At 40.8% G+C, this 22,120-nt stretch carries 23 protein-coding genes and 1 tRNA gene; 15 read left to right on the top strand and 9 right to left on the bottom strand.

All coding sequences use genetic code 11. The features are described 5' to 3' along the window. The first annotated feature begins 102 nt into the window (after window positions 1-102). The gene (locus tag F8R90_RS10015) at window positions 103-327 is read left to right on the top strand and encodes a hypothetical protein (RefSeq protein ID WP_196510623.1); all 225 of its coding nucleotides are present in this window, start codon (window positions 103-105) and stop codon (window positions 325-327) included. A gap of 395 nt (window positions 328-722) precedes the next feature. Here F8R90_RS10015 and F8R90_RS10020 read toward each other — a convergent pair whose 3' ends face one another. Beyond that, window positions 723-1,151: a hypothetical protein gene (locus F8R90_RS10020; RefSeq protein WP_196510624.1), complete on the bottom strand. Its 429-nt coding sequence runs from the start codon at window positions 1,149-1,151 to the stop codon at window positions 723-725. 1,094 nt (window positions 1,152-2,245) lie between these two features. Between F8R90_RS10020 and F8R90_RS10025 the strand changes: the two genes are divergently transcribed. Together F8R90_RS10025 and F8R90_RS10030 are read left to right on the top strand one after the other, a co-directional pair. Next, window positions 2,246-2,887 (top strand): hypothetical protein, encoded by a 642-nt coding sequence (locus F8R90_RS10025; RefSeq protein WP_196510625.1) that lies wholly within the window; start codon window positions 2,246-2,248, stop codon window positions 2,885-2,887. 397 nt (window positions 2,888-3,284) lie between these two features. After that, complete coding sequence (locus F8R90_RS10030; RefSeq protein ID WP_230966229.1) at window positions 3,285-4,616, top strand: hypothetical protein; 1,332 nt, start codon at window positions 3,285-3,287, stop codon at window positions 4,614-4,616. A 209-nt stretch (window positions 4,617-4,825) separates the two neighbouring features. Here the strand turns inward: F8R90_RS10030 and F8R90_RS10035 are convergent, their stop codons facing one another. Continuing rightward, window positions 4,826-5,626, bottom strand: a complete 801-nt coding sequence (locus tag F8R90_RS10035) for a superoxide dismutase (RefSeq protein ID WP_331000633.1) — start codon at window positions 5,624-5,626, stop codon at window positions 4,826-4,828. Between the two features lie 1,130 nt (window positions 5,627-6,756). Here F8R90_RS10035 and F8R90_RS10040 point away from each other — a divergent pair. Continuing rightward, a complete protein-coding gene (locus tag F8R90_RS10040) occupies window positions 6,757-7,146 on the top strand; it encodes a hypothetical protein (RefSeq protein ID WP_196510626.1) in 390 nt (129 codons plus the stop codon). A gap of 148 nt (window positions 7,147-7,294) precedes the next feature. Here F8R90_RS10040 and F8R90_RS33820 read toward each other — a convergent pair whose 3' ends face one another. Beyond that, window positions 7,295-7,567, bottom strand: coding sequence for a pentapeptide repeat-containing protein (locus F8R90_RS33820; protein ID WP_196510627.1), 273 nt, complete (start codon window positions 7,565-7,567; stop codon window positions 7,295-7,297). 87 nt (window positions 7,568-7,654) lie between these two features. Continuing rightward, the gene (locus F8R90_RS10050; protein WP_196510628.1) at window positions 7,655-8,587 is read right to left on the bottom strand and encodes a serine hydrolase; all 933 of its coding nucleotides are present in this window, start codon (window positions 8,585-8,587) and stop codon (window positions 7,655-7,657) included. Window positions 8,588-8,597: 10 nt separating this feature from the next. Here F8R90_RS10050 and F8R90_RS10055 point away from each other — a divergent pair, with 10 nt between their 5' ends. The 3 genes from F8R90_RS10055 (at window position 8,598) to F8R90_RS10065 (ending at window position 11,748) form a co-directional block, all read left to right on the top strand. Further along, complete coding sequence (locus tag F8R90_RS10055; RefSeq protein WP_196510629.1) at window positions 8,598-9,326, top strand: C40 family peptidase; 729 nt, start codon at window positions 8,598-8,600, stop codon at window positions 9,324-9,326. Between the two features lie 14 nt (window positions 9,327-9,340). After that, the gene (locus F8R90_RS10060; protein ID WP_196510630.1) at window positions 9,341-10,354 is read left to right on the top strand and encodes a glycosyltransferase family 2 protein; all 1,014 of its coding nucleotides are present in this window, start codon (window positions 9,341-9,343) and stop codon (window positions 10,352-10,354) included. 119 nt (window positions 10,355-10,473) lie between these two features. Then, complete coding sequence (locus tag F8R90_RS10065; protein ID WP_196510631.1) at window positions 10,474-11,748, top strand: MFS transporter; 1,275 nt, start codon at window positions 10,474-10,476, stop codon at window positions 11,746-11,748. Window positions 11,749-11,786: 38 nt separating this feature from the next. On the opposite strand, the gene F8R90_RS10070 is transcribed toward F8R90_RS10065, so the two are convergent. Beyond that, window positions 11,787-11,860 (bottom strand) — tRNA-Arg (locus tag F8R90_RS10070). Window positions 11,861-11,893: 33 nt separating this feature from the next. Here F8R90_RS10070 and moaC point away from each other — a divergent pair. Beyond that, window positions 11,894-12,403 (top strand): cyclic pyranopterin monophosphate synthase MoaC, encoded by a 510-nt coding sequence (gene moaC, locus F8R90_RS10075; protein ID WP_196510632.1) that lies wholly within the window; start codon window positions 11,894-11,896, stop codon window positions 12,401-12,403. Between the two features lies 1 nt (window position 12,404). Here moaC and F8R90_RS10080 read toward each other — a convergent pair whose 3' ends face one another. Beyond that, complete coding sequence (locus F8R90_RS10080) at window positions 12,405-12,602, bottom strand: DUF2795 domain-containing protein (protein ID WP_190893109.1); 198 nt, start codon at window positions 12,600-12,602, stop codon at window positions 12,405-12,407. Between the two features lie 227 nt (window positions 12,603-12,829). On the opposite strand from F8R90_RS10080, the gene F8R90_RS10085 reads away from it, so the two are divergent. The 3 genes from F8R90_RS10085 to F8R90_RS10095 all read left to right on the top strand — a co-directional run bounded on the left by F8R90_RS10085 (window position 12,830) and on the right by F8R90_RS10095 (window position 14,010). Further along, entirely contained in the window at window positions 12,830-13,087 is a 258-nt protein-coding gene (locus F8R90_RS10085) for a hypothetical protein (RefSeq protein WP_190893110.1), read from the top strand. A 119-nt stretch (window positions 13,088-13,206) separates the two neighbouring features. Continuing rightward, window positions 13,207-13,515: a DUF3181 family protein gene (locus tag F8R90_RS10090; protein WP_190893111.1), complete on the top strand. Its 309-nt coding sequence runs from the start codon at window positions 13,207-13,209 to the stop codon at window positions 13,513-13,515. 279 nt (window positions 13,516-13,794) lie between these two features. Then, window positions 13,795-14,010, top strand: coding sequence for an acetyltransferase (locus tag F8R90_RS10095; RefSeq protein ID WP_190893112.1), 216 nt, complete (start codon window positions 13,795-13,797; stop codon window positions 14,008-14,010). 108 nt (window positions 14,011-14,118) lie between these two features. On the opposite strand, the gene F8R90_RS10100 is transcribed toward F8R90_RS10095, so the two are convergent. Both F8R90_RS10100 and cobW read right to left on the bottom strand, forming a co-directional pair. Then, window positions 14,119-14,601, bottom strand: coding sequence for an ABA4-like family protein (locus F8R90_RS10100; RefSeq protein WP_196510633.1), 483 nt, complete (start codon window positions 14,599-14,601; stop codon window positions 14,119-14,121). Between the two features lie 127 nt (window positions 14,602-14,728). After that, on the bottom strand, window positions 14,729-15,769 hold the full coding sequence (gene cobW / locus F8R90_RS10105; protein ID WP_196510634.1) for a cobalamin biosynthesis protein CobW: 1,041 nt from the start codon (window positions 15,767-15,769) through the stop codon (window positions 14,729-14,731). Between the two features lie 102 nt (window positions 15,770-15,871). On the opposite strand from cobW, the gene F8R90_RS10110 reads away from it, so the two are divergent. Next, a complete protein-coding gene (locus F8R90_RS10110) occupies window positions 15,872-16,567 on the top strand; it encodes a tetratricopeptide repeat protein (RefSeq protein WP_196510635.1) in 696 nt (231 codons plus the stop codon). A 99-nt stretch (window positions 16,568-16,666) separates the two neighbouring features. On the opposite strand, the gene F8R90_RS10115 is transcribed toward F8R90_RS10110, so the two are convergent. Next, on the bottom strand, window positions 16,667-17,383 hold the full coding sequence (locus tag F8R90_RS10115; protein ID WP_196510636.1) for a biliverdin-producing heme oxygenase: 717 nt from the start codon (window positions 17,381-17,383) through the stop codon (window positions 16,667-16,669). A 567-nt stretch (window positions 17,384-17,950) separates the two neighbouring features. Between F8R90_RS10115 and glmM the strand changes: the two genes are divergently transcribed. The 3 genes from glmM to hpsL all read left to right on the top strand — a co-directional run bounded on the left by glmM (window position 17,951) and on the right by hpsL (window position 22,117). Continuing rightward, complete coding sequence (glmM, locus tag F8R90_RS10120; protein ID WP_196510637.1) at window positions 17,951-19,423, top strand: phosphoglucosamine mutase; 1,473 nt, start codon at window positions 17,951-17,953, stop codon at window positions 19,421-19,423. A gap of 234 nt (window positions 19,424-19,657) precedes the next feature. Beyond that, window positions 19,658-20,425, top strand: a complete 768-nt coding sequence (locus F8R90_RS10125; protein WP_196510638.1) for a glycosyltransferase family 2 protein — start codon at window positions 19,658-19,660, stop codon at window positions 20,423-20,425. Window positions 20,426-20,461: 36 nt separating this feature from the next. Next, window positions 20,462-22,117: a hormogonium polysaccharide biosynthesis protein HpsL gene (gene hpsL, locus F8R90_RS10130; RefSeq protein WP_196510639.1), complete on the top strand. Its 1,656-nt coding sequence runs from the start codon at window positions 20,462-20,464 to the stop codon at window positions 22,115-22,117. Window positions 22,118-22,120 lie beyond the last annotated feature (3 nt).

Below are 22,120 nucleotides of genomic sequence, written 5' to 3' on the forward strand. Positions count from 1 at the left end.
ACTCCCTTATTAGTGTTGAGTGGGGACTTGCCGCTTTGTTTCATCTTTTTTTGCACTGTTTTACCTAATATCTCTATAGTTCAAAACAAATGTGACTCAAAAATGACAATCATCAGTGATATGTCTTCAAACGGTAATATCCATCTCGCCACATTCAGATCAATCTCCCTAGAGCGATCGCTTCAATTTCTCTTGCTAGACAACATCTATGCTTGTCAGAACAATGGCAATTTAATCTGGAACAAGGAACCATGTCCCAGTTCCCTGTTAATTCCCGAATGTCCACCTTCTACCTCCGATTTTTATCAGAAGTATTTACATTGTTAGTTTGTATGAATTCTGGTAATAGGCTAGAAAATATTACTAAATAAAACGTCTTCCGTGAGTGGTATTTATAGTAATCTAAAGAATGATTGACTAATAGCGGGTAATCGTGCTTTGCTTTATCAAGCAGCTAGAGACAGCGATCGCTTAAAACTTCATTATCTAGTAAGGGTGCACATCTGTGCGCCCCTACTAGATAATGAAGAATAATTCAGAATTGATCAACCTTTTGGTGGGGAGATTCACTTATCACCACTTTCTTATTGGCCGCTAAATACATGTTAATTGAGGACTTAAACCCCTTGATTCATGAGCTTTTTCGTTCAAAAACATTCTGGATTATGGCTTATAAATCCTGAGTTATTTATTGATAAAAATCTTTTGTTAGTCTTAATGCTTTAATATCTGCTGCTGGGAAAAAGTAGAATATCTATTAATTCGCCCATGATCAAACCCAATACGGCTAGTACTGTTAAAATCCAAAATGAATCTAGCTTATTGAAACCAGCAAAACGCATTTCCAAATCAGCTAAAAGTGTAGTTGCTAGGGGTATGAGAAAAAGCCTTAATAATAACGACCAAGTTGCTACTAAAGCAATTGATATACTTAAAAATAATATAACAACTAAGGTTTGAGAGCCAAATTCAACTAAACGCTCTAACCAAGAAATACTTTTCCGCACTACAGCTATAACCATAGCAGCTACAAAAGCTCCTACCAACCAAATAATATGATGAGCAGCAAGATACCATCCCAGGAGAGTGTAAGCCAACCATAGTAGTACTAAAGGCATCAAAGGAATCCTATTAAAAAATTCCACATTCATACTGCCAGAGCTTATAAAAATACCGAGTTGATATCTTAATTATAGTCAAAGTTGTTAACACCCCAATTTCTAAATATACTAACTTTGCTCAGGATATTCCTCTATCTACAGAACAGATTTAAGGACATCCTCTTTCGTCGTGACAATATATTTCTTCGGGAATCTGAGCCTTAGATGCCTATAAGGTCTATAGCAACAACAGCTTGTTAAATTGTAAAATTTATACATAGTAATCTAATTTTACTTGGTTTGATGCGATCGCTTGTAGCTTAAAGATCAGACAATTAAGCTTATCCCGCAATCAGAATATATTAGTTATACGTATATTGGTTCAAAAAATAGTTACATTTAAAACAGAGTATTGCTATTTTAAGAACAAGGGTACTAGATTTGAAAATACTAGGATGTATAAGCAAATTGATTTTGACTCTCAGCTATTTGCCATGAAATTTAATAAAGAGGTGGTTACAATTCACTGTGTACAACTTTGACAACTGTCCACAATACTGTTGCACGTCTCAAGCTCATGGTAATATTATTTTACTGTCAGGAGATATTATTTTATACATTAAATTGTACCCATGCGGAAACAGCTAGTTAGGTGTGCTACCTCCAAAAAACAAAAACTTATTCAACCCACCCAGAAAATCAACAAAAGCGCCAATGTACAAGGCACAGAGCTTTTGAAAGTCTGCTTATATAAGATACTAAAGAGCTAAAAAAGCCCTTTTTTAGGAACCATTACAGCCAGCTAAGAAGGCATAAAACCCTCATAAAATGGCAAAAAATTAGACAAGAGTAAATAGACAATTTTTGACGCAATGTCAATTGCTTTTTGTATATGTAAAAAGATCAAAAAGCCCAATTTTTGTTGCCAATAAAAAATTGAAATTGTGTGTTTTATTTAGATATTGATAGTCTTTGTACTTAGTTACCCATATATAAAAGTCCTATTTGATGGGTGAAAACTTAAGCTACTTTCGACCAAATGAGGCAAACACTTAAATTGAACAAACGATTTAATACTGCTAAATCAATCCTGATTTAGTAACGACTCGATTATTAACAACGTAAGCAGGAGTAACAGGAAAAACATGAATATCATTGTTCGTTTGTTTGGAGCGATCGTTCTTCAAATATCTGCGTTCGCTGCGATGTCTAGTATGGCAATGTCTGACGACAAGCCCTTACGTGTCTATACCCAGGAAACTCCTGCTGTTTCTGAACGGAAAACAACACAGAGGATTTGCTCTTTAGATCCGATTGAGGATTTATTACCTCCACCACAAACCAAGGCAAGTAATACTTTGCTTTCTTACCTTGCTGAACAGGGTTTTACACAGAATCAAGAAGGCTCTTGGGTGTGTTATGCGAACGATCCTAAAAAAGAAGGGCGTTACTTTACCCTCTTTAAGGTTAAACAAGTTGATGGCAGGCTCATAGCAAGTTCTTTCCTAGATGAGGGCAATCTGATTCAGGGACAGGAAAATCGTAGTTTGGACTTCTTTATGATGCTGATTAAGCGTCATATGAATACTAGTCAAGAGAACCGTCAAGGTATACGTAGGTATTTAGAAGCCTTTGTTTCCTTAGTAAAGGAAGGGAAGATCAAACCCACACGTCGTGGGTTTCTTTTCGACCAACCAAACCGGGCATTGGTCTTATATCACACACTCTCATCAGGAAATCTCAAAGGTACCGGAATCACGATCAACATTTATTTACCTAAGAGTTGAACTTGTCAAAAGAGGCAGGGGAGCAGGGAGGAAGGGGGAAAACTGAGACAGAGCTTGTACTCCGCCCCAGTAAGAACGCCCTAGAAGGGCGGGGCAACTCTTGGAGACGCTCCGCGAACGTACCCATGCTCCGCAACACTTGGCGCAGAGGGGAAGGGCTTGTTCCCCCTGCTTCCTGCCCCCTTCCCCTCTGCCTCTTCGGTGACTGGAGAGTTGGGAATGAATTTTCTGCCAATCCCCAATCCATGTTGACCAAGCAGAGGAACGCTGTTTACAGACTCGATGAGTCTGCCCTATCGTTGCGACTTGTTGAATTTATAGAGCTATTAATATCGACCCTACGGACTGAAACAGGGACGTGACTAATGAAATCGCTGTCATTTAGTGGAGGTGCATCTTGCCTAAATCAATCGTTCAAAGAATTGCGATGCCGAAAGGGGTTCGCTTTGCGACCATCTTATTCTCATCTGTTGCAGTAGTAATCACTACATGTCAATCTGCTTTTGCACAGCTCAATATTGGACGCTATGGTATCCAACAAGGACTGGAGTATGAATATCTCCAGTACCAAATCAATAACCAGAATCTGAGCCAGATGCGAGTTATTCCTGCATGTGATGTGGGATTTGGTCTGACCTGCAATAAAACTGGATCGGTAATCCAGCGATTACTAGATTTAAACGGTGGGGCTAGCTATCAAAACCTCCTGATACGAGCAGCTGGTGGGGAGAAAAACTTCCAGAATTTCGCTAGCTTTTACGGTAACAATCCCAATCTCTCTGCGGTGCCTTTCGCCTCATTTTGGAGAAACGGATCGCCTGCAATCATGGATGAATCTCAATACCTTCTTGGACAACGTTTTGGTCGCAACCCAGTAGAAGGACTCGGACTTGTAACTAAGCAGTTCTACTGGTCACCATACTCAGAGGCCAATAAATCGGTCAGTCTGCGTAATGGATTACTAGACTTGAAATTGTCATATGGACGACTGCTCTTTGAGGAAGCCTCAAAAATTTCCAACATTCAGGAGCAGATTAAGTCTCTAGGTTTGTCGCCAGAGATGACAAATTTTTATTTAGATAAAATCTCAACAGGCCTGGATGCGTTGAGTTCTGGAGATCGGAACCAACTCCAACAGAGGATTTTTGAAGTACTATCCTTTCCATACTCCGAAGATGGTGGGGAACTCGGACGCCCCAATAACGCAATTCCACAAGAATTTAGTCAGCTCTTGGGAGAAGATGTCCCAGGAGATATGTTGCTGAGTGGTAATCCGGTAGCGTTGGACGCAGAAGCAATAAGTCTCGATACTTTTCCTGGCTCTGTAGGAGATGTTTTGGTACAAGACAGTCCTGATTTTCCACTCTGGCCAATAGTCGGAGTTGGGGTTCTTGGTTTAGTTCTGCTTCTACTACTGGATGGCGATAGTTCTTCATCTCAAGCATCTGTTCCTCCGACAGATACACCTACACCTACACCTTTGTCTCTCACCAGCAAAGGCGAATGCGATTTGACTCCTAGTGGTAATGGTTCTGATCACACACAGATCATTGAGATTCCGTGTAATCTTACTCCTAAAACTCCTACGGAAGTAAAGAAGGTAGTGGAGCCATCAATGATCAAAGCGCTTGTATTGCTAATTGTTCTATTATGTATAGTTCGTTACAAACATCGGTCTTTAAAAATTCGTAATGACGCTCGAATAGTCGCTAACGCTACGCTAACGTAATTCTTACAGTAGCTTTCATTTATTTCAGGGCTTACACAACTGGCACATATATTTTCTGTTATGGGAACCAAGAACGGAGCCGGAGACGCTCCGCTCTGGACAACCTTTACTAAGAAATAAATATGACGCTTGTGTAAGTCTTAGTATTGTTAACGAGGCTGTTGTGATGAAAGTTGCGTTAGCGTTCGCGGAGCGTCTCGTAGAGAAGCTTACCGTTCGCGTAGCGTTCCTAAGGAAAGGTTTCGCCTGTTAATCTGCGGCCAATTCACTACATTCCACCAATTATTTAAATACTCAGCCCGACGGTTGCGATATTTTAGGTAATAAGCATGTTCCCATAGATCATTACCCATAATCGGATATAAACCGTCGGTAATCGGGTTATCCTGATTTGCTGTGGTCACGATCTGGAGTTGATTTTGAGGATTGCGTACTAGCCAAACCCAGCCACTACCGAAACGAGCGGCACCTGCTGCGTTAAACTGTTTTTTAAAGGCATCAAAACTGCCAAAAGTTTGGTTAATTTCTTGAGCGATCGCTCCGGATGGTTGTCCACCACCTTCGGGACTCATAAGTTGCCAAAAAATTGTGTGGTTGAGGTGACCACCACCGTTATTACGTACCTTTGTCCGAATATTTTCAGGTACGCTGTTCAAATCCACTAGTAAAGCTTCAACACTTCTTTTTTGTAAATCTGGATACTGCTTCAATGCATCATTTAAGTTATTGACGTAGCTAGCGTGGTGTGCATCATGATGCAATTTCATCGTTTCAGCATCAATAGCTTTTCCTAGCGCTCCATAAGCATAAGGCAATGGTGGTAGCTGTGCGGGAGAAGCACTTAGTGACCTATTAGGATAAGCTACAGGGGGAAATGACCTAGCAGCTGTTGGTGTTGGTGTAGAAGATTGTGCCTCAGCTATTAGTACTGGTTCATAAGAAATTACCAGAATTGTTAGCACAATTGTTGTGAAGAAAAAAACTATCCTTTCTCGCCAAAACCGTATCATAAATTCTATCCTCTAAATCAATAATATTTGGCTTGTAATTTGTTCATGGACTGTTGTTTTGCAGCCCAATTAAGCCAAATATATTTTACCTTAGCTGTCAAGTAATTCGAGCAAAAATACTCAATATAAGAGAATTAATTACTGCCAATGCTTGGGGTCATTTACACGCACTTCAAAAGCCCTATGTTCAGTGAAAACCCTCTACTAGATAAGCTTCCAATGCAAAAATAATTCATTTAAAATTTTTGTAATAAATATAACTTAAAAGTAATATAGCTTTAATGTCTAAAAGTTTTTAATAATATTTTTCTATATATTCTAACATAAAAGTATCTAGTTTTAAGGACAATATCTAATTTATTCCCTAGGGTATATAACTTAAAATGACAAGCAAAACTCTTGACAGATATAGCTGAAGTTTTATTCTGCTAAACCTATAATTAAAACCTTGTGAACATTAAAATTTGAATTACTGACAAATGTGTAGTGATTTTGAACTGATTAAAATACAGAACATTGAAAAAGTCATAATCAATACGTTCTCTACGAGAGGCTCTTGCTAGCTTGCTTCTCTGCAAGAGTAGGCGGACTCGCTACCACTGTACTATCAGTGGAGGATTCAAACCTACCAATGATAGCGATAGGAGAAAACGAATCTACGCCCCCTAGCTAGCGGAAAGTTAGCTATCAAGAGCCTTTGGTAGGGGTGTCTTGAAGAATACTAAATCTTTGATTTAGTAGAGGTGTGAAAATAGTTTTGTGTTCAGGTGCTCGCAGACTCGCTACCTTTATTCAAATTTGGATTCATGCCTAATTTAGGCTCCTGAATCAGGAATTATTTATGGAGCAACCCAATCCATCAGTATCATTATTTTCCAATAATTGTTGATATCTACATCTATAATATGGACGATTTTTAGATTTGTCATAATTAATGTAAAGTCAAGTCTTATTTCTAAAATTTTGCTAAATTTACTTTTTTAAAAATGTCTATATATTCCAAAGTCAAGAGTACTATCAACCTAAATTGTATGAAACACTAATAGGTCGGATCTTTTTTCAAATATCTAGTTAGTTACCCCACTATCACAAATGAAGACACTAAAGATATATAGCAAAAGGTAAATAATATGTATCACGATCAAATGTTGCCAAAAACTGTAGCAGCCAATAGTAATTTACATCAAGTAATTGTGAGTGAGGCACAAAAGGATCAATCACAAACACATGAATTAACTATTACTGATATAGCAATATCTTTATCTCCTGTTGGTTTTATAATTAGTTGGATAGTCTTTTTCGTAATCTTGCGAAAAATCCGGGCGTTTTTAGATGATAAAATGGTGTTTTCCATTAAAGGTATACAGAAACTTCCCTGTAAAAACTGTCGTTTTTATTCCAATAACCATTATCTAAAATGTGCTGTAAACCCTTCTATTGTTCTTACCGAAGAAGCAGTTAATTGCTCTGAATACTCACCTGGCAAGAAAAATTTTCCCTCAAAAAGTTCCTTTGACTAGGAATAATAATTATCAATCTGATGCCCTAAAGTTTTGTACTCTCCTGTATGTGGACTTGGTGGTCGCGTTTCTCGTTTTGCCGCTCTTTTTACCTCTGCTGGATCATAATTTTTCTGCCATTATTCTGAGATGTTTGGTTTCATCCTCTTTAGAATTTGCCAACAGTCTCATAAAATTCGCGGCTACACAAACAGGAGCTACACCTCCGTAAGCTAAGAGAAAATAAAGCTTTTGTAACCCGCGTGGTGCGCGTTGGCGTTGGCGTTGGCGAAGCCTCTCGTAGAGAAGCCTCTCGTAGAGAAGCCTCTCGTAGAGAAGCCTCTCGCAGAGAAGCACAGCGCAAGCGCGATAGGCGGGTTTTGCCTGTGTAGACGCGGTTTCTAACCGCCTTTTTTAAGGTTAAGTTGGCTCGAACCCTCATTAATGAGTGGTTGAACTCCGTAAAAATTACTTGTTTAGCAAACCCCAAAGGAAGAAATAGGTATTCTTGCAATGCGATAAGAGTAGATCATAGACTAGCGATCGCTTCGGCAACTAGCTTAGAAACAAAGGGCAAAATAGCCTGACTCTTAGCCTGGGCTTTGCCTTCAGTAAATACCACTAAGAGGTAAGGACGCTGTTCTGGTAACTCAATATATGCGGCATCATGACGAACTTGACTTGTCCAACCTGCCTTTGACCAAATTTGAGCATTTTCAGTCAGTCCACCACCTAAAAAACCTGTCACCTGATTTTCCTCAGTGTCAGTGGGCAAATCGTTGAGAGTCCGTTTGAGCAAAGCCATCATTGCTTGCGATCGCCCACTGGAAACCGCCACTCCACCTACAATACTATGCAGTAACCTAGCGATCGCATTTGTTGTTACCATATTACGATTTTCCAGTAACTCTCCCACAAACGCCCGTTCCCGTCCATAGGGGCCATCACCCCAAGTTTTCTGGCAGACGTTAATCGTCTCCATTTCTTCCCAACCTAAAGATTGGTAATAGCGGTTAACAATATTACGCTGATATTTCCAAGTTTCAAAGGGCCCGGTTGGTAATTCTGGCCCTGAGGTGGTACCGCTCAAAATATCCACAACCAAGCTGGTAGCATCATTACTAGAATCAACAATCATATCTCGCAAGGCTCGCTCCAACTCCTTGGAGGTTTGACTCATGCCTTTTTCTAGCCATTCATTCACCGCCACCAAGTAAAATAGCTTGACTACACTGGCGGGATAAATCCGCTCAACACCGCGATAAGTAAAACCACGGACTGGGTGATCCCAAAAAGCCTTGGGAGTCAACGCCCCACCAGTATTTACTAGCACTGGTGGATCGTAAACCACCCAAGTCAGGGCAATTTGATTTCGGGCTAAAGTCGGAAATGCTGCCCAAGTTGCATCTAAAATGCCATTACCAAGATTTTCGAGTTGTTCGTCTTTATTAAAAAAAATCATTCTCTAAATAATGTCCTTTAATCTAAAATCCAAAATGGTTCGACTGAGCGAAGCCGAAGTCCAAAATCCAAAATCAGGGGAGTATGAGTGTTTAGCTGACCTGAATGTATATGATTCTCCTGAATGTACACGCTTGGCAACTCAAGCCGCATCTGGGCGGCATTTGTGGGTAACATCAAATCATCAAACTTCAGCGGTTGAGGTGTATTTATGTGAAGATGACTATCCGGGATGGGTATCCTTTTCAGATTTTGATTCATTACAATCTGCTACTGTACATTATCAGGCTGCAACATTTTCTAAATCTGAGATTCAAAAATTGCTAGCAGAGGTCATCGCCTTTACCCAAAAAGCGATGCAACAATCCAATTATTACCTTTGGGGTGGTACGGTTGGGCCAAATTATGACTGTTCGGGGTTGATGCAGGCGGCATTTGCTTCTGTGGGTATTTGGTTACCTAGAGATGCCTATCAACAAGAAGGATTCACTCAACCAGTTACTATTGCAGAATTAACAGCCGGGGATCTAGTATTTTTTGGAACTAGCCAAAAAGCAACTCATGTCGCGCTTTATTTGGCGGATGGTTATTACATTCATAGTTCTGGCAAAGATCAGGGACGGGATGGGATTGGGATTGATATTCTCTCGGAACAGGGAGATGCTGTTAGTCAGTCCTACTATCAGCAGCTGCGGGGTGCTGGTAGAGTTATCAAGAGTTACGAACCACAGAGACGCTGAGGGCGCACAGGTATATGAGGAGTGGGAAGGTTTATCAAGGGTTGAGTGAAGAGAATGGGGCGATTTCAGCTATTGTCCCAGATGTTTCGGTGGTGGTGCCGATACATGACGAGGTGGAAAGTTTGCCGCTTTTACTAGAAGCGATCGCATCTACTTTATCCTCTAGTCAGGTAAATTATGAAATCATCTGTGTAGATGATGGTTCTACAGATGGTTCCGGGGATTTTCTCAAGAAAGAGGCGCAAATCCGCACTGATTTAAAGGCGGTGATTTTGCGTCGCAACTACGGACAAACTGCGGCGATGGCTGCTGGGTTTTACTATGCAGTCGGTAAAGCGATTGTTACTTTAGATGCTGATCTCCAGAATGACCCGGCTGATATCCCCATGTTATTAGCAAAGCTGGATGAGGGTTACGATTTAGTGAGCGGTTGGCGGCAAAAACGCCAAGATGGTGCCGTCAATCGGTTACTCCCTTCCAAAATTGCCAATTGGCTAATTCGCCGCACTACTAGCGTGAATATTCATGACTATGGCTGTTCGTTGAAAGCCTATCGTACAGAATTGTTGGCAGATATGAACCTGTACGGCGAACTACACCGTTTTTTACCAGCTTTGGCGTACATCGAAGGAGCTAGAATTACCGAAATACCTGTGCGTCATCATGCCCGTCGCTTTGGCCGTAGTAAATATGGGATTTGGCGGACATTCCGGGTGTTGATGGATTTGTTAACAATTCTGTTTATGAAAAAATTCCTCACCCGTCCAATGCACGTTTTTGGGCTGTTGGGATTGATTTCAATGGTTTCGGGAACAGGGATTGGAATTTACTTGACTTTCGTCAAATTGGCTTTAGGTGAGATGATTGGCAATCGCCCTTTGCTAATTTTGGCCGTTCTCCTGCTAGTAACTGGTGTGCAGTTGTTTTGCTTCGGTCTTTTGGCAGAATTACTAATGCGTACATACCATGAATCCCAAGGGCGGCCTATCTATCGCGTGCGAGAAGTAGTAGCAAAAAAGGTTAAGTAACGTAACAATAGTAATGATTAGTTATTAGTCATTGGTCATTGGTCATTAGTAAATAGTTAAGAGTAAATACTTGGTTGACTCTATACAAATGACAAAAAACTCATTAAGTTGCATCTACCTTGAAAGCATTTAATACCTTTGATACCGAACTGCGGCGCAACCTGCTGATTTTATTTACAGCAGGTTTATTATTCTGGTCAAGCATGTCTTCGCTTTTACCAACGCTACCGCTTTATATCGATGATGTAGGCGCAAGTAAGCAAGAAATTGGGATTGTGATGGGCAGTTTTGCCATTGGGTTATTGCTAACTCGCCCGATGCTGGGACGGTTAGCCGATGAACGTGGTCGAAAAATTGTCTTGTTGATTGGTACGATAGTAGCTGCGATCGCACCCTTTGGTTATTTGGCAACCCAATCTCTTGGGCTATTAATCTTGGTGCGGATTTTTCACGGCGTTAGTGTTGCCGCTTTTACCACTGGCTACAGTGCTTTAGTCGCAGATTTAGCTCCCACTGAAACTCGTGGCGAAATCATTGGTTACATGACCCTAGCAACTCCCCTTGGTTTAGCAATTGGCCCTGCCTTGGGTGGGTATTTGGAAGCTACAAGTGGTTACGGGATATTATTTCTCTTGTGTGCAGAATTGGGTTTTGTCGCTCTGTTGGGGATTGTACAAGTCACGAATCCGCCAGTGCAGACACAACAGCAAAATAAAGAAAACGATGTCTACGACGGGCTACGCCTACGCAACTTTTGGCAAATTTTGGGCAGTCCAGGGGTGAGAGTTCCAACGATAGTTATGTTGTTGGTTGGTTTGTCCCTCGGTGCTGTACATACTTTTGTGTCGTTATTCCTCAAATCCACTGATGTGGACTTCAATGGTGGACTGTTTTTTACAGCTGCGGCAATTTCTAGTTTTAGTATCAGGGTGTTTGCTGGTAAGGCAAGCGATCGCTTTGGTCGTGGTTTATTTATCACATTTGGTATTTTTTGCTACGTTTTAGCCTTAATACTGCTGTGGCAAGCTCACAGTGCGATGTTTTTCTTACTGGCTGCGATCGCTGAAGGTGCTGGTGGTGGTACACTCATCTCCATGATGGTCACGATGATGGCAGACCGCTCACTGCCACAAGAACGGGGTCAAATTTTTGCTATATGTATAGCTGGACTTGACCTAGGAATTGCGATCGCTGCTCCTCTTCTGGGTACCATCGCAGAACTTGTAGGCTACCGCGATATGTTTGGCTATGGTGCTGCGATCACTTCTGTTGCACTTGTCATCTTCCTCACCCAGTCGAGCAAAGACCTATCCAACTCCCTGCGCTTTGCATTAGGTCGCGCTCCTGATGCTTATGCCTTGAACAACTTAAAAGTTAGGAGTGAGGAAATTTAATTCCTCACTCCTAACTTTTAACTCTTAGCCTTGTAAAACGGGCGAGGAGGGATTCGAACCCCCGACACCGTGGTCCGTAGCCACGTGCTCTAGTCCACTGAGCTACACGCCCTCATCGACAATCTATATTAACACTTCTAATTAAATGACGCAAGAGAATTTTCCATCTAATTTTGCCAACTTAACCCATTTAGATCACCAAGGACAGGCGCAGATGGTAGATGTGTCTGATAAAGCACCCACCATCCGCCAAGCAGTAGCCGCTGCCAATGTGCGGATGTTGCCAGCTACCTTCGCTGCCATTCAAGCCGGAAACGTGCCAAAGGGGGATGTGTTGGCAACTGCAAGATTGGCTGGGATTATGGCAGCCAAGCAAACAGCCAGTTTAATTCCTCTGTGTCATCCCTTGCCTTTGCAAAAAATTGCAGTCGAGATTATACCCGCTCCGCAACTACCTGGTTATCAAATTCAAGCCACAGTCAAAACCAAAGCTGAAACTGGTGTAGAGATGGAAGCCTTAACTGCCGTTTCTGTGGCTGCCCTAACTTTATACGATATGGCAAAGGCTTTAGAAAAGTCGATTCAAATTGAATCAATTCGTTTAATCAGTAAGAGTGGCGGGAAATCAGGAGATTATTCCCCGCCAGAGCAATAAGCTACTGTATCCCACCTATAGCTTTGTTGAGATCGGTTGGGCTTTCAAACTCTTCATCTTCTGGCAGTTTCTCTAACAGAGATATAATCCCCTTATCTGCTCCTTGCTTTTTAGCGTGCTTGATCAAATCTTGCTTATTCGCGGGATAGTCAACACCTTTCAAGTGTTTTTGTATTTCAACTGGGTTTGCCTTAGCCATTTTCATCCCCTCTAAAGGTTCTTTCCATCTTCACAAGTGGATGTATTTGCTCCCTCTATCAAAAAGATGAATCATTTTTAACTGAGAAAGATCAAAAGGTCATCCACCAGGTTGATGAATTATCTTTGGGGAATGGGACATTGGGGAAGTTCTAGTAGTCTAATAGCAACCGCTGCTCCAAAAACCTTAGAATGAATAGGGTGTATTTAAATCTGTAACAAATATTTATGCCTCCTCGTTGGCCTCGCAAACCCGATCGCAAAGACCCTGATTACCGCAAGATCGATGACCGGATGAATTTTGCTGTGCATGTGGCGATCGCTGCTACTATTAATTCTGGCTTGTGGTTTTTCCACATTTTGAAAGGCACTACCTGGGAGTGGCTGCCGTGGGTAACTGCAAGTTGGACAGGAATAGTGTTGGTGCATCTAATTTATATTAGTGCGATCGCCAACTATACCGAAACTCCACCAAAATCCACCTGAAGACGGACTGCTGATGCTGGGGCGATTGTAACCTGTGGTAGTAGAATCAGCCTGTTAAGTGAGCGATAATGTAAAAAAGCCTGAGATTTTGCGCTCTTTCTTAATATAGGGTTATTTTTATGGCTAAGACTAACACCACAGAACTACTAGAAGCCCTAGCAGCTGAAATTGGCGAAAGCGTCTACATAGACGTTGCCAAATGGCATCTTTATTTATCTAATGCCAAACTCCATACAGTTGTTGCCGAGCAACTGTATCCCCTAATTACTTCCAATGCTGTAAATGAAGACCGAGTTTTAGAAGTATTGGGATCGATTCCAGTAAAAATTGGCGGCGGTAGACGTGAAGTTCCTTTAATCGATTTACTACCCCTGCAATGCCAGGTCACCTTAGTAGATATTTTGGAGAAATATCAACGCGAAATCTAATCGCTAAAAGCAAGATTATTTGAATTAAACAATTTTCTCGGTCAGCATTGCCTAATTCGATTTGAGATGCTGAATTGAGAGTTTGTTCGCTGTTTCAATTTTATAAAAATAAAACCACAGATACACACAGATGAATCTCTTGCAATTTATGTGTGCATCAGCGGTAAAAATTTCCTTTAACAATTAAGGAATCTCAGCCTTATAAATCGGTTGAGATATGAGTGAGTTTATCTTGAGACTTTCTCAGAACTTTCATGCAAACTTATTGGAGCAATTTACATGCTTTTACAAGTCAAAGATAGTGGCGAATTGGTAAAAATTGTTGAAATTCAGGAATTACTTGACCCGAATACTGATGTTGTTCATGCAAAAGACCAAGAAGGTCAAGAAGAACAGCAATCGGATACTTTTAAAAAAGAAAATCTCGTTTTTCCTTCAGGTGAAGTTCTACCACGCTGTTGGTTAGATGCTGACTATAGACACGACAACGCTTAATTGATTTTAGAATCAGGTAATTGGTAATGGAAGTAAACTAATTATCCATAATCAATTTACCTAACAAGAGCAATAAGTGGTAGGGCGCATTGCTGTGCGCCCCTACTATTATGTTCCAGATGATGATGCAGCGTTTTCTCCTACCGTCGCCGTTTCATTCTGCTGAGACTTCGGGAAAAATGCCTTAGCAATCCAGTCAGTCAAGACGTGAGATAGTAATCCTAAAGGCCCAGCAAACAAACACAAAGACAGGGAATGAATTGTCCAAATACCTGTTTTTTGCCCTTCCCAATAAATCCAGCGGCCAACGAACAAATCCATCACCAAAAAATGAATCCAACCCGTTGCAGCAGCCGTTTCATCTGCAAAAAATCGCGCAATATCAGCTAATTGTGGATTCGATAAAGCTTGGGCATTTTCTGGTGTAATGCTATTGACAAACAAATACAAATACGCCCCAGCTAACACCACAAAAGGCAAATATGATGACATTATCTGCCGTGTAACTTTCCAATTTGGCAATAAAATCATCAATGCCCAAAAAGGTAAAACGAAAAGATTTGCGACGTTAAATAGTTGAGATATCGTCATAATTTTGTCAATTGAAAGATTTTCAGTTATTGTTGTTTTCTGCTTTGAATTAACTAGTTATTCATAACTCGTAACTTTCAGCATATAGATTCCCAACTTCTTAAAAAAGTCGGGGTTCTGGGTATACTTATAAAGCTACAAGTTGTGATTCAATTTCTGAAGACTTTAAATCACGACCGATGAAAACTAAGCGCGTTTGCCTAGCCTCTTCTGGTTTCCAAGGGCGATCGTAAAATTTATCAAATCGGGTTCCAACGCCTTGCATCACTAGGCGCATGGATTTATTTGGCACTGCCACAAAGCCTTTAATCCGGTAAATTTCTTGTTGTTGTGCTAATTTTTCTAACTGCTGTTGCAGCTTTTCTGGGTCGAAGGTACGATCCAAAATTACATGAGTTGAGGTAATCTCTTCATCGTGATTGTGGTCTTCTTCGGTATCGTGATGACTGGGACGAGAATCTAAATTGTCTTCCACTGCGGCTTGAAATCCTAATAATATAGATGCGTCTAGTTGAGAAAGATCGCTCTCGACAATCTTCACCACTCTGGGCAACTCTTGCTTAATCAATTCCTCAACTCTGGCTTTTGTCTCGGCATCTACCAAGTCAATTTTATTCAACACCACCAAGTCTGCACAAGCAAGTTGGTCTTCAAACAGTTCTTGCAAAGGTGTTTCATGTTCTAGATTATCATCTGCTTGTCGCTGGGCTGCGATCGCTTCTGGATCACTAGCAAATGTCCCCGCTGCTACCGCCGCACAATCTACCACGGTAATTACAGCATCCACAGTGGCGGCGTTGCGAATTTCTTGCCAGCGAAAAGCCTTTATCAGTGGTTTTGGTAAGGCTAAACCAGAGGTTTCAATCAAAATGCAGTCGATGCTATCTCGCCGCTTGATTAACTCTTGCATTGTTGGGTAAAACTCTTCCTGCACGGTGCAGCATAAGCAGCCGTTGGTTAATTCAAAGATATTAGTGTCGCCCTCACCATCTTCTGGGCAAATTTGACAGGATTTTAACAATTCGCCATCAATACCGAGTTCGCCAAATTCATTGACTAAAACGGCAATGCGGCGTCCTTGGTTGTTTTGTAGCAAGTGGCGAATTAGGCTGGTTTTTCCACTACCTAAGAAGCCTGTGATCACTGTGACAGGAATTTTTGTTGCCATTATTTAATTAATTGTGCCTGTTTATATTTTCCCTGATCGCTGACTAGATTAGGAATCAGGGTTTATATATTCTGTAGATAGAAATTAATAAGATTACCGCAAATGAATTCTACTAAAACTATTAAGCTATTGATAAAACAAGCAAAATATGCTGAAAACATAAGAAACTACCAGGAGGCAGAAATCCTTTGGCGATCGGTAATCAAACAAAAACCTAATGATGTTCTAGCTTATGTGAGATTAGCAAAACTATTATCTTATCAGAATAAAACAGAAGCGGCGTTGACATTTTATGAACAAGCCCTCAAAATCGAGCCTAGCGTTCAGATATACTCTGATTTAGGAGTGTGGTTGTTAGATATACAAAAACTAGAAGAAGCGATCGCTGCATTTCGTCAAGTAATTGCTCTTGAACCCAATGGGTATAATGAATATATATACAGAATGTTAGCTACAGCACTCATACAGCAGGGGAAACTAGATGAAGCTTTAGCTATTTGCCATCAAGTAATTGAACTTAATTATCACCTTCAAACCTGTTTAATTACTGGTGAAGCAATATATGACAAGCAGGGATTATCCTCTGTTATGGCTGTTTTTCGCCAATTCGCTGCTAAAGTTCAGCCAAAGCCGATATCTGGTCTTTACTACAGACTAGGTAATTATATATTATTTCACTACAGCGATAGAAACGATGAAGCGATCGCTGCTTTTCAAGAAGCACTTAGACTGAATCCTGGTCATCAATACGCAGCACAAGCTATTAACAAGCTACAACATAATAGCCATGATCGCTAATAAACAGCAGTAGGGGCAACATCCCCGCGATCGCCTGATTTTATTCAGGTGAACCCAGGGAGGTTGCCCCTAGATTTACAAAATTTTACTTAATAAAGTTTACTCAGCTGTGACGAGTTCAGTACTGCCGCGTGTACGACGCCGTGTGAGGCTATTGTAAAGCATTACACCAATTGCCTTGATCAAATTGCCTTCCAATTCCTGGAACATCTTCATGTTCGTGCCAAAGGCGGCGTTAGCTTCCTCAACGATGCGATCGGTTGTAGCATCATCAAGGGGTAATTCATCCAAATTTTGCCGATATTTCGCTTTGAATGCCTTATCATCAGGAATTTCTGGAAACTCATAAAAAGCTGTTCCTTGCCCATCAGACAAATTCATCGCCGTTACAGCAATGTTTTTGAGAATTTGTCCCCCGGATAAGTCACCCAAGTAACGAGTATATGAATGAGCGATTAACAGTTCCGGTTCTGTGGCAGATATTTCTCGGATGCGCTTTACGTAAGCTTCGCCTGCGGGAGATAGTTTGATTTGCTCTCTCCAGTTAGCACCAAAGTAATAACCCAAATCTTGCTCTAAGGTATACTTACGATTTAGCTGGGGAAAGTTAATTTTAGAAAGAATTGGATGCTGGCTATGCTTTTCCATTTCCTCTTCCATCGCTGAGTAGACGAAGTAGAAGTTAGCAACTAGTTTCCGGTAAGAGTTTTTCTCGACTACTCCTCTTAAAAAGCACTTGACAAAACCTACATTTTCTGCCATTGTGTGGGCTTTCTTAGTGCCTACACGTAATTTGGTTGCTAAATTGCTGCTCATGCTAAATTTCTCAACTTTAAAAAGTTAACTGCCGGAGTTTTAATTCACTAACGGCTAAAAAAGCCATTAAAACGTTACCTTAAAACTATTTGATGAGAATTTATATTAAAATTTTTTAAGTTGCGAGGATTTTGTAGTTTTTTACACAGTAACGAGGCTCATGGAATATAACTTTACATTCCGGTATTTTGATTTTTCGTTGTTATTAGCTAAATTTCGCCTTCCTTCTCAGCTTTACTGAAAACATTTTTTATAAAACAAAGGTAATATTTATTACAGATTATTCTTGGTGAGTAACATTGCAAAGTGTGAAGTAATACAGATAATCAAGACTAAGGTTGAGGGCATAAAAGGAATAATTAGCTAAAATGTGGACACTTTACTAATAACGTAAAAACCAATATTGACTTCATGAAATATTTACAATTAAAGAGGCGTAAGTTCAGTATTATTACGTAAACATGGCTTGATCTAGAATGAATTTCTCAAGAGAAAAAGCATGTCGAAATTGCTGAATAAAGTCTTAAGTGTTATTTTTCAGTGTGATTGTGTGGAGTGTTTAAACATATGGTTTCATCTATAACTCGGACACCGGGAATTCCTGGGGGTTCTGCTTCTGAAGTTGATGCATTGGGCAAAGGGATTGAAAGCAGTTTTGGGCTGAATTTAATCCCACTACCAGCAAATGCCTTATTTGGCACAGATGGGATTCGCGGACGAGTCGGAGAATTACTGAGTGCGCCCCTAGCATTGCAAGTTGGTTTTTGGACGGGGATTATTTTACGTAACCATGCTACTCAAATAGGGCCAGTCATTCTTGGACAGGACTCCAGAAACTCTAGTGATATGCTAGCAATGGCTTTGAGTGCAGGGTTAACAGCAGCAGGATTAGAGGTTTGGTATTTGGGATTATGTCCCACTCCTTGCGTTGCCTATCTCACCAGCATCAGTGATGCCATCGGCGGAGTGATGATTTCTGCCAGCCACAATCCCCCAGAAGACAATGGAATTAAGGTTTTTGGTGCGAATGGTGGGAAGTTACCGCAAATATTGCAGGCAGAAATTGAAGCCGGACTGCGTGGCAAGATATCACCTATTGCTAGAGTCAGTAATTGTGGACGGCATCACTCACGTTTTGAGTTAGTGGGGCATTATAGCGAGGCGTTGAAAAAACCCTTGAATGGTACCCTAAATCTTCAGGGAATGAAGATTGTTTTAGACTTGGCGTGGGGTGCAGCAGTTGGGTTAGCACCATCAGTATTTACAGAAATGGGGGCAGAGGTAATCTGCTTGCATAACGAAGCAGATGGCGATCGCATTAATGTTAACTGCGGTTCCACCCACCTAGATATTCTTGCAGCCACAGTACAAGAACACAACGCCGACATCGGCTTTGCCTTCGATGGCGATGCCGATCGCGTCTTAGCAGTAGACAATACAGGAAGGCAAGTTAACGGCGATTACATTCTCTACCTGTGGGGACGGCATTTACAGCAAAACCAACAATTGCCAGACAACCTGATTGTATCTACAGTCATGGCTAACTTAGGCTTTGAGAAAGCTTGGCAACAAATTGGGGGTAAATTGATTCGCACCGCAGTCGGCGACCAATACGTGCAAGCCGAAATGTTGCGGACTGGGGGAATGTTAGGCGGCGAACAATCAGGTCATATTCTTTGCCGTCATTATGCTGTTACTGGAGATGGCTTGTTAACAGCATTACATATAGCAGCTTTGGTGAAAGAGGCGGGTGTTTCCCTGGGTGAATTAGTAGATCAAAGCTTCCAGACCTACCCGCAACTGTTGCGGAACGTGCGAGTTGTAGATCGCGATCGCCGTTTGGGATGGCAAGATTGCCAACCTGTGCAACAAGCGATCGCTCTTGCTGAAGCTGCAATGGGTGATTCCGGCAGAATTTTGGTTCGCGCCTCTGGTACAGAACCAGTAATTAGAGTAATGGTAGAAGCCGCCAACGCCGAACTTACCAACTACTGGACAAATGAATTAGTTTCAAAAGTCCAACAGCATTTGATGGATTAAATTAGCTATTATCTCAGCTTTTTACAAGTGCCAATTTTACGTCACAGCTTCTACAAATTAACTAGCCTTAGTTATCTGTAGAAGCTGTGACATTTGTCTTTGTATTGTTAGATCGTGTTCGACTAATTCCTTGTTAACAAAACTCACCGCGTCAGTATGATTAGTACTGGCATCAGCTTAACGTGCTATTATTTACTTCAAGATTCTCTTAGCTATTTATTCTAAGATAATATAATGCTTGTTTTTGTTATCCCACTCAAAAGTGCAAAAGTTTCCAATTCTTGGGAACGTGTTACACAATTATTTGAAAGATGTATTAAATCAGTTTGCAATCAAACCTCACCTAACTTTCACGTTATTGTTGTTTGTCACGAAAAGCCAAAAATAGAATTTACTAATCCTCATATAACATACATTACAGTCGATTTTTCTCCTCCAAATGAGACTAACCCTGTAGCTAAAGGAGACACAGATAAAGGGCGTAAAATATTAAAAGGATTGGTTTATGCTCGTCAATTTTCTCCCACTCATACTATGACAGTTGATGCCGACGATTGTGTGAGTAAAAATTTAGCCAAGTTTATTCAACAACATCCTGATTCTGATGGCTGGGTTATCAATAAAGGTTATAAATATCAGGAAGGCAGTAAATATATATATATTAAAAGAAGCAATTTTTATAAGATGTGCGGCAGTTGTAATATTATTCGATATGATTTGAATGATTTGCCCGAAACCGCAGAATATGATCGCGGCTATGGATACTATCGATATTATATAGATCATGCCAAAGTCAGAGATATTTTAAAAAACAAAGCAAAAGCCATTAAATTATTACCATTTCCAGGTGCAGTTTATATTTTGGATACAGGAGAAAATCTTTTTGATAATTCAAAAAGATTAAAATTTAGCATTTTTAATCGCAAATTATTAAATCAATCAGTTATAGATGAATTCGGATTGTACGACTTACAGCAATCCAGAGAAATTTGTCAACTGTAATATATTTCCCTGAAGCTGATAGGCTACATCACAATTATGCCGAAAATAAAATCAAAATCCCGACCATCTAAAAAATCGAAAAAGCAGGCTAAAAAGGAAAATTCTACCCTTAGCCTCAAAGAACAGTTAGCCCAAAAACGCAAAGCAGCCCAAGCACGTAAAGAACTCATCAGCATACTCACCACCGCCATCTTTGGCGGTGTCTTCTTTGGCATTGTGCTTTTTTTTGTAGCTGGAATTAAAGCAGCAGTCCCTGGTGTCTTGGGGATAATAATCATGTCCCTTTCTTACAAATACCCCCGACAAGCACTATATGCCTTCATCATTTACGTACCTATTGGAGGTACTATCACCTACTACTTGGGTAATAGTCCCATACTCCAATTAGCTAAAGATGCCTTTTATGTTCCAGCGCTAATTGGACTTTGGCAGACTTGCCGTAAACAGGGGTTACCTCTAATTATTCCTCAAGGCATTAAAATCCCACTTTATATTGTCTTGGGTTGCAGTGTACTAACACTGTTGTTTGTCAATGGTGGCCAGCAGTTTAACCCGCCTAGCGTGGGATTATTAGAAAAAGTAGAGAAAGAAATACCCTTAGGTATGGGAATTCTGGGACTGAAAGTATTTTTAGGCTATGTCCCCCTGCTTGGTTGTGCTTACTATTTAATTCGTGATAAGCGGGATTTTCTATTTTTATCACGCCTCCAAATTGTCCTCACACTGATTTGTTGTGTGCTGGGATTCATCCAATACATGTTATTACTAACTGGGGCATGTGAAGGCACCAGAGGTCTTGAAGGAGATGCCTTATTTAGAGCAACACTCGAAGCTAGATGTTATTTTGGTGGAGCGCTAGTATATAGTCCCGATGAAGGGGTTATTCGCCTACCAGGGACATTTGTAGCCCCTTGGCAGTGGGCATGGTTCTTAATTGCCAGCACCTTTTTTACCTTTGCCACCGGCTTCACCGATCCCTCCCCAATATGGCGGCTGGTTGGTTTAGGTTCTTTAGTGACAGTCTTTATCAATGCTGTAATTTCTGGACAGAGAATCGCCTTAGCTTTAGTACCAACCTGCTTCGGCATTTTACTATTGCTTACTGGTCAAATTGGTAACCTCAAACGGTTTATTCCCATAGGGATAGGACTTGCCCTAGTTCTGGGAATTGCAATGGTGACTAACCCTGCTGTCGTGCAAGAGAGAACCGCAAGTTTTACCAGTCGGTGGGAGGCTTCACCACCTCAAGATTTTATCGTCCAGCAATTTGAAGAGAATTGGAAAAACGTAGACGGGCCCTTGGGAAGTGGCTTAGGTCGAGCAACTAACTCTGCCCGCGTAATGGGTAAAACTAAGCTGGTGGAAACCTACTATCCCAAAGTACTTTATGAAGTTGGAATTCTTGGAGTACTAGCTTTTCTGGGTTTGGTCACTAGTTTAACAATTATTGGCTTTAAAACCTATCGCTCCATAAAGAACCGTAATTTCCGCAGTTACGGAGCAGCTTTGTGGGTGTTTATATTGTTTATTAGCTACAACACCTACTACTATCCTCTGGATGTTGATCCAGTTGCTGTCTATTACTGGTTTTTTGCGGGAGTTCTTTTTAAATTGCCAGAACTGGAGAAACAAGATAAAGAAGATGCCAACCCTCAGCAAAAAAACAAGAAAAAACGTCTCAAAACAATTTAAATC

Origin of the sequence: Nostoc sp. NZL (assembly GCF_015714705.1) — a bacterium.
GTDB classification, from domain to species: Bacteria; Cyanobacteriota; Cyanobacteriia; order Cyanobacteriales; family Nostocaceae; genus Nostoc; species Nostoc foliaceum_A.

What these genes read in the sequence shown, in the direction of transcription:
- F8R90_RS10080 (WP_190893109.1), bottom strand. Translation starts at nt 12,602, where the DNA reads ATGGCTAAGGCAAACCCAGTTGAAATACAAAAACACTTGAAAGGTGTT.
- F8R90_RS10110 (WP_196510635.1), top strand. Translation starts at nt 15,872, where the DNA reads ATGAATTCTACTAAAACTATTAAGCTATTGATAAAACAAGCAAAATAT.
- F8R90_RS10020 (WP_196510624.1), bottom strand. Translation starts at nt 1,151, where the DNA reads ATGAATGTGGAATTTTTTAATAGGATTCCTTTGATGCCTTTAGTACTA.
- moaC (WP_196510632.1), top strand. Translation starts at nt 11,894, where the DNA reads ATGACGCAAGAGAATTTTCCATCTAATTTTGCCAACTTAACCCATTTA.
- F8R90_RS33820 (WP_196510627.1), bottom strand. Translation starts at nt 7,567, where the DNA reads ATGAGGGTTCGAGCCAACTTAACCTTAAAAAAGGCGGTTAGAAACCGC.
- F8R90_RS10035 (WP_331000633.1), bottom strand. Translation starts at nt 5,626, where the DNA reads ATGATACGGTTTTGGCGAGAAAGGATAGTTTTTTTCTTCACAACAATT.
- F8R90_RS10040 (WP_196510626.1), top strand. Translation starts at nt 6,757, where the DNA reads ATGTATCACGATCAAATGTTGCCAAAAACTGTAGCAGCCAATAGTAAT.
- F8R90_RS10050 (WP_196510628.1), bottom strand. Translation starts at nt 8,587, where the DNA reads ATGATTTTTTTTAATAAAGACGAACAACTCGAAAATCTTGGTAATGGC.
- glmM (WP_196510637.1), top strand. Translation starts at nt 17,951, where the DNA reads ATGGTTTCATCTATAACTCGGACACCGGGAATTCCTGGGGGTTCTGCT.
- F8R90_RS10125 (WP_196510638.1), top strand. Translation starts at nt 19,658, where the DNA reads ATGCTTGTTTTTGTTATCCCACTCAAAAGTGCAAAAGTTTCCAATTCT.
- cobW (WP_196510634.1), bottom strand. Translation starts at nt 15,769, where the DNA reads ATGGCAACAAAAATTCCTGTCACAGTGATCACAGGCTTCTTAGGTAGT.
- F8R90_RS10095 (WP_190893112.1), top strand. Translation starts at nt 13,795, where the DNA reads ATGCTTTTACAAGTCAAAGATAGTGGCGAATTGGTAAAAATTGTTGAA.
- hpsL (WP_196510639.1), top strand. Translation starts at nt 20,462, where the DNA reads ATGCCGAAAATAAAATCAAAATCCCGACCATCTAAAAAATCGAAAAAG.
- F8R90_RS10060 (WP_196510630.1), top strand. Translation starts at nt 9,341, where the DNA reads ATGAGGAGTGGGAAGGTTTATCAAGGGTTGAGTGAAGAGAATGGGGCG.
- F8R90_RS10090 (WP_190893111.1), top strand. Translation starts at nt 13,207, where the DNA reads ATGGCTAAGACTAACACCACAGAACTACTAGAAGCCCTAGCAGCTGAA.
- F8R90_RS10025 (WP_196510625.1), top strand. Translation starts at nt 2,246, where the DNA reads ATGAATATCATTGTTCGTTTGTTTGGAGCGATCGTTCTTCAAATATCT.
- F8R90_RS10115 (WP_196510636.1), bottom strand. Translation starts at nt 17,383, where the DNA reads ATGAGCAGCAATTTAGCAACCAAATTACGTGTAGGCACTAAGAAAGCC.
- F8R90_RS10015 (WP_196510623.1), top strand. Translation starts at nt 103, where the DNA reads ATGACAATCATCAGTGATATGTCTTCAAACGGTAATATCCATCTCGCC.
- F8R90_RS10085 (WP_190893110.1), top strand. Translation starts at nt 12,830, where the DNA reads ATGCCTCCTCGTTGGCCTCGCAAACCCGATCGCAAAGACCCTGATTAC.
- F8R90_RS10100 (WP_196510633.1), bottom strand. Translation starts at nt 14,601, where the DNA reads ATGACGATATCTCAACTATTTAACGTCGCAAATCTTTTCGTTTTACCT.
- F8R90_RS10055 (WP_196510629.1), top strand. Translation starts at nt 8,598, where the DNA reads ATGTCCTTTAATCTAAAATCCAAAATGGTTCGACTGAGCGAAGCCGAA.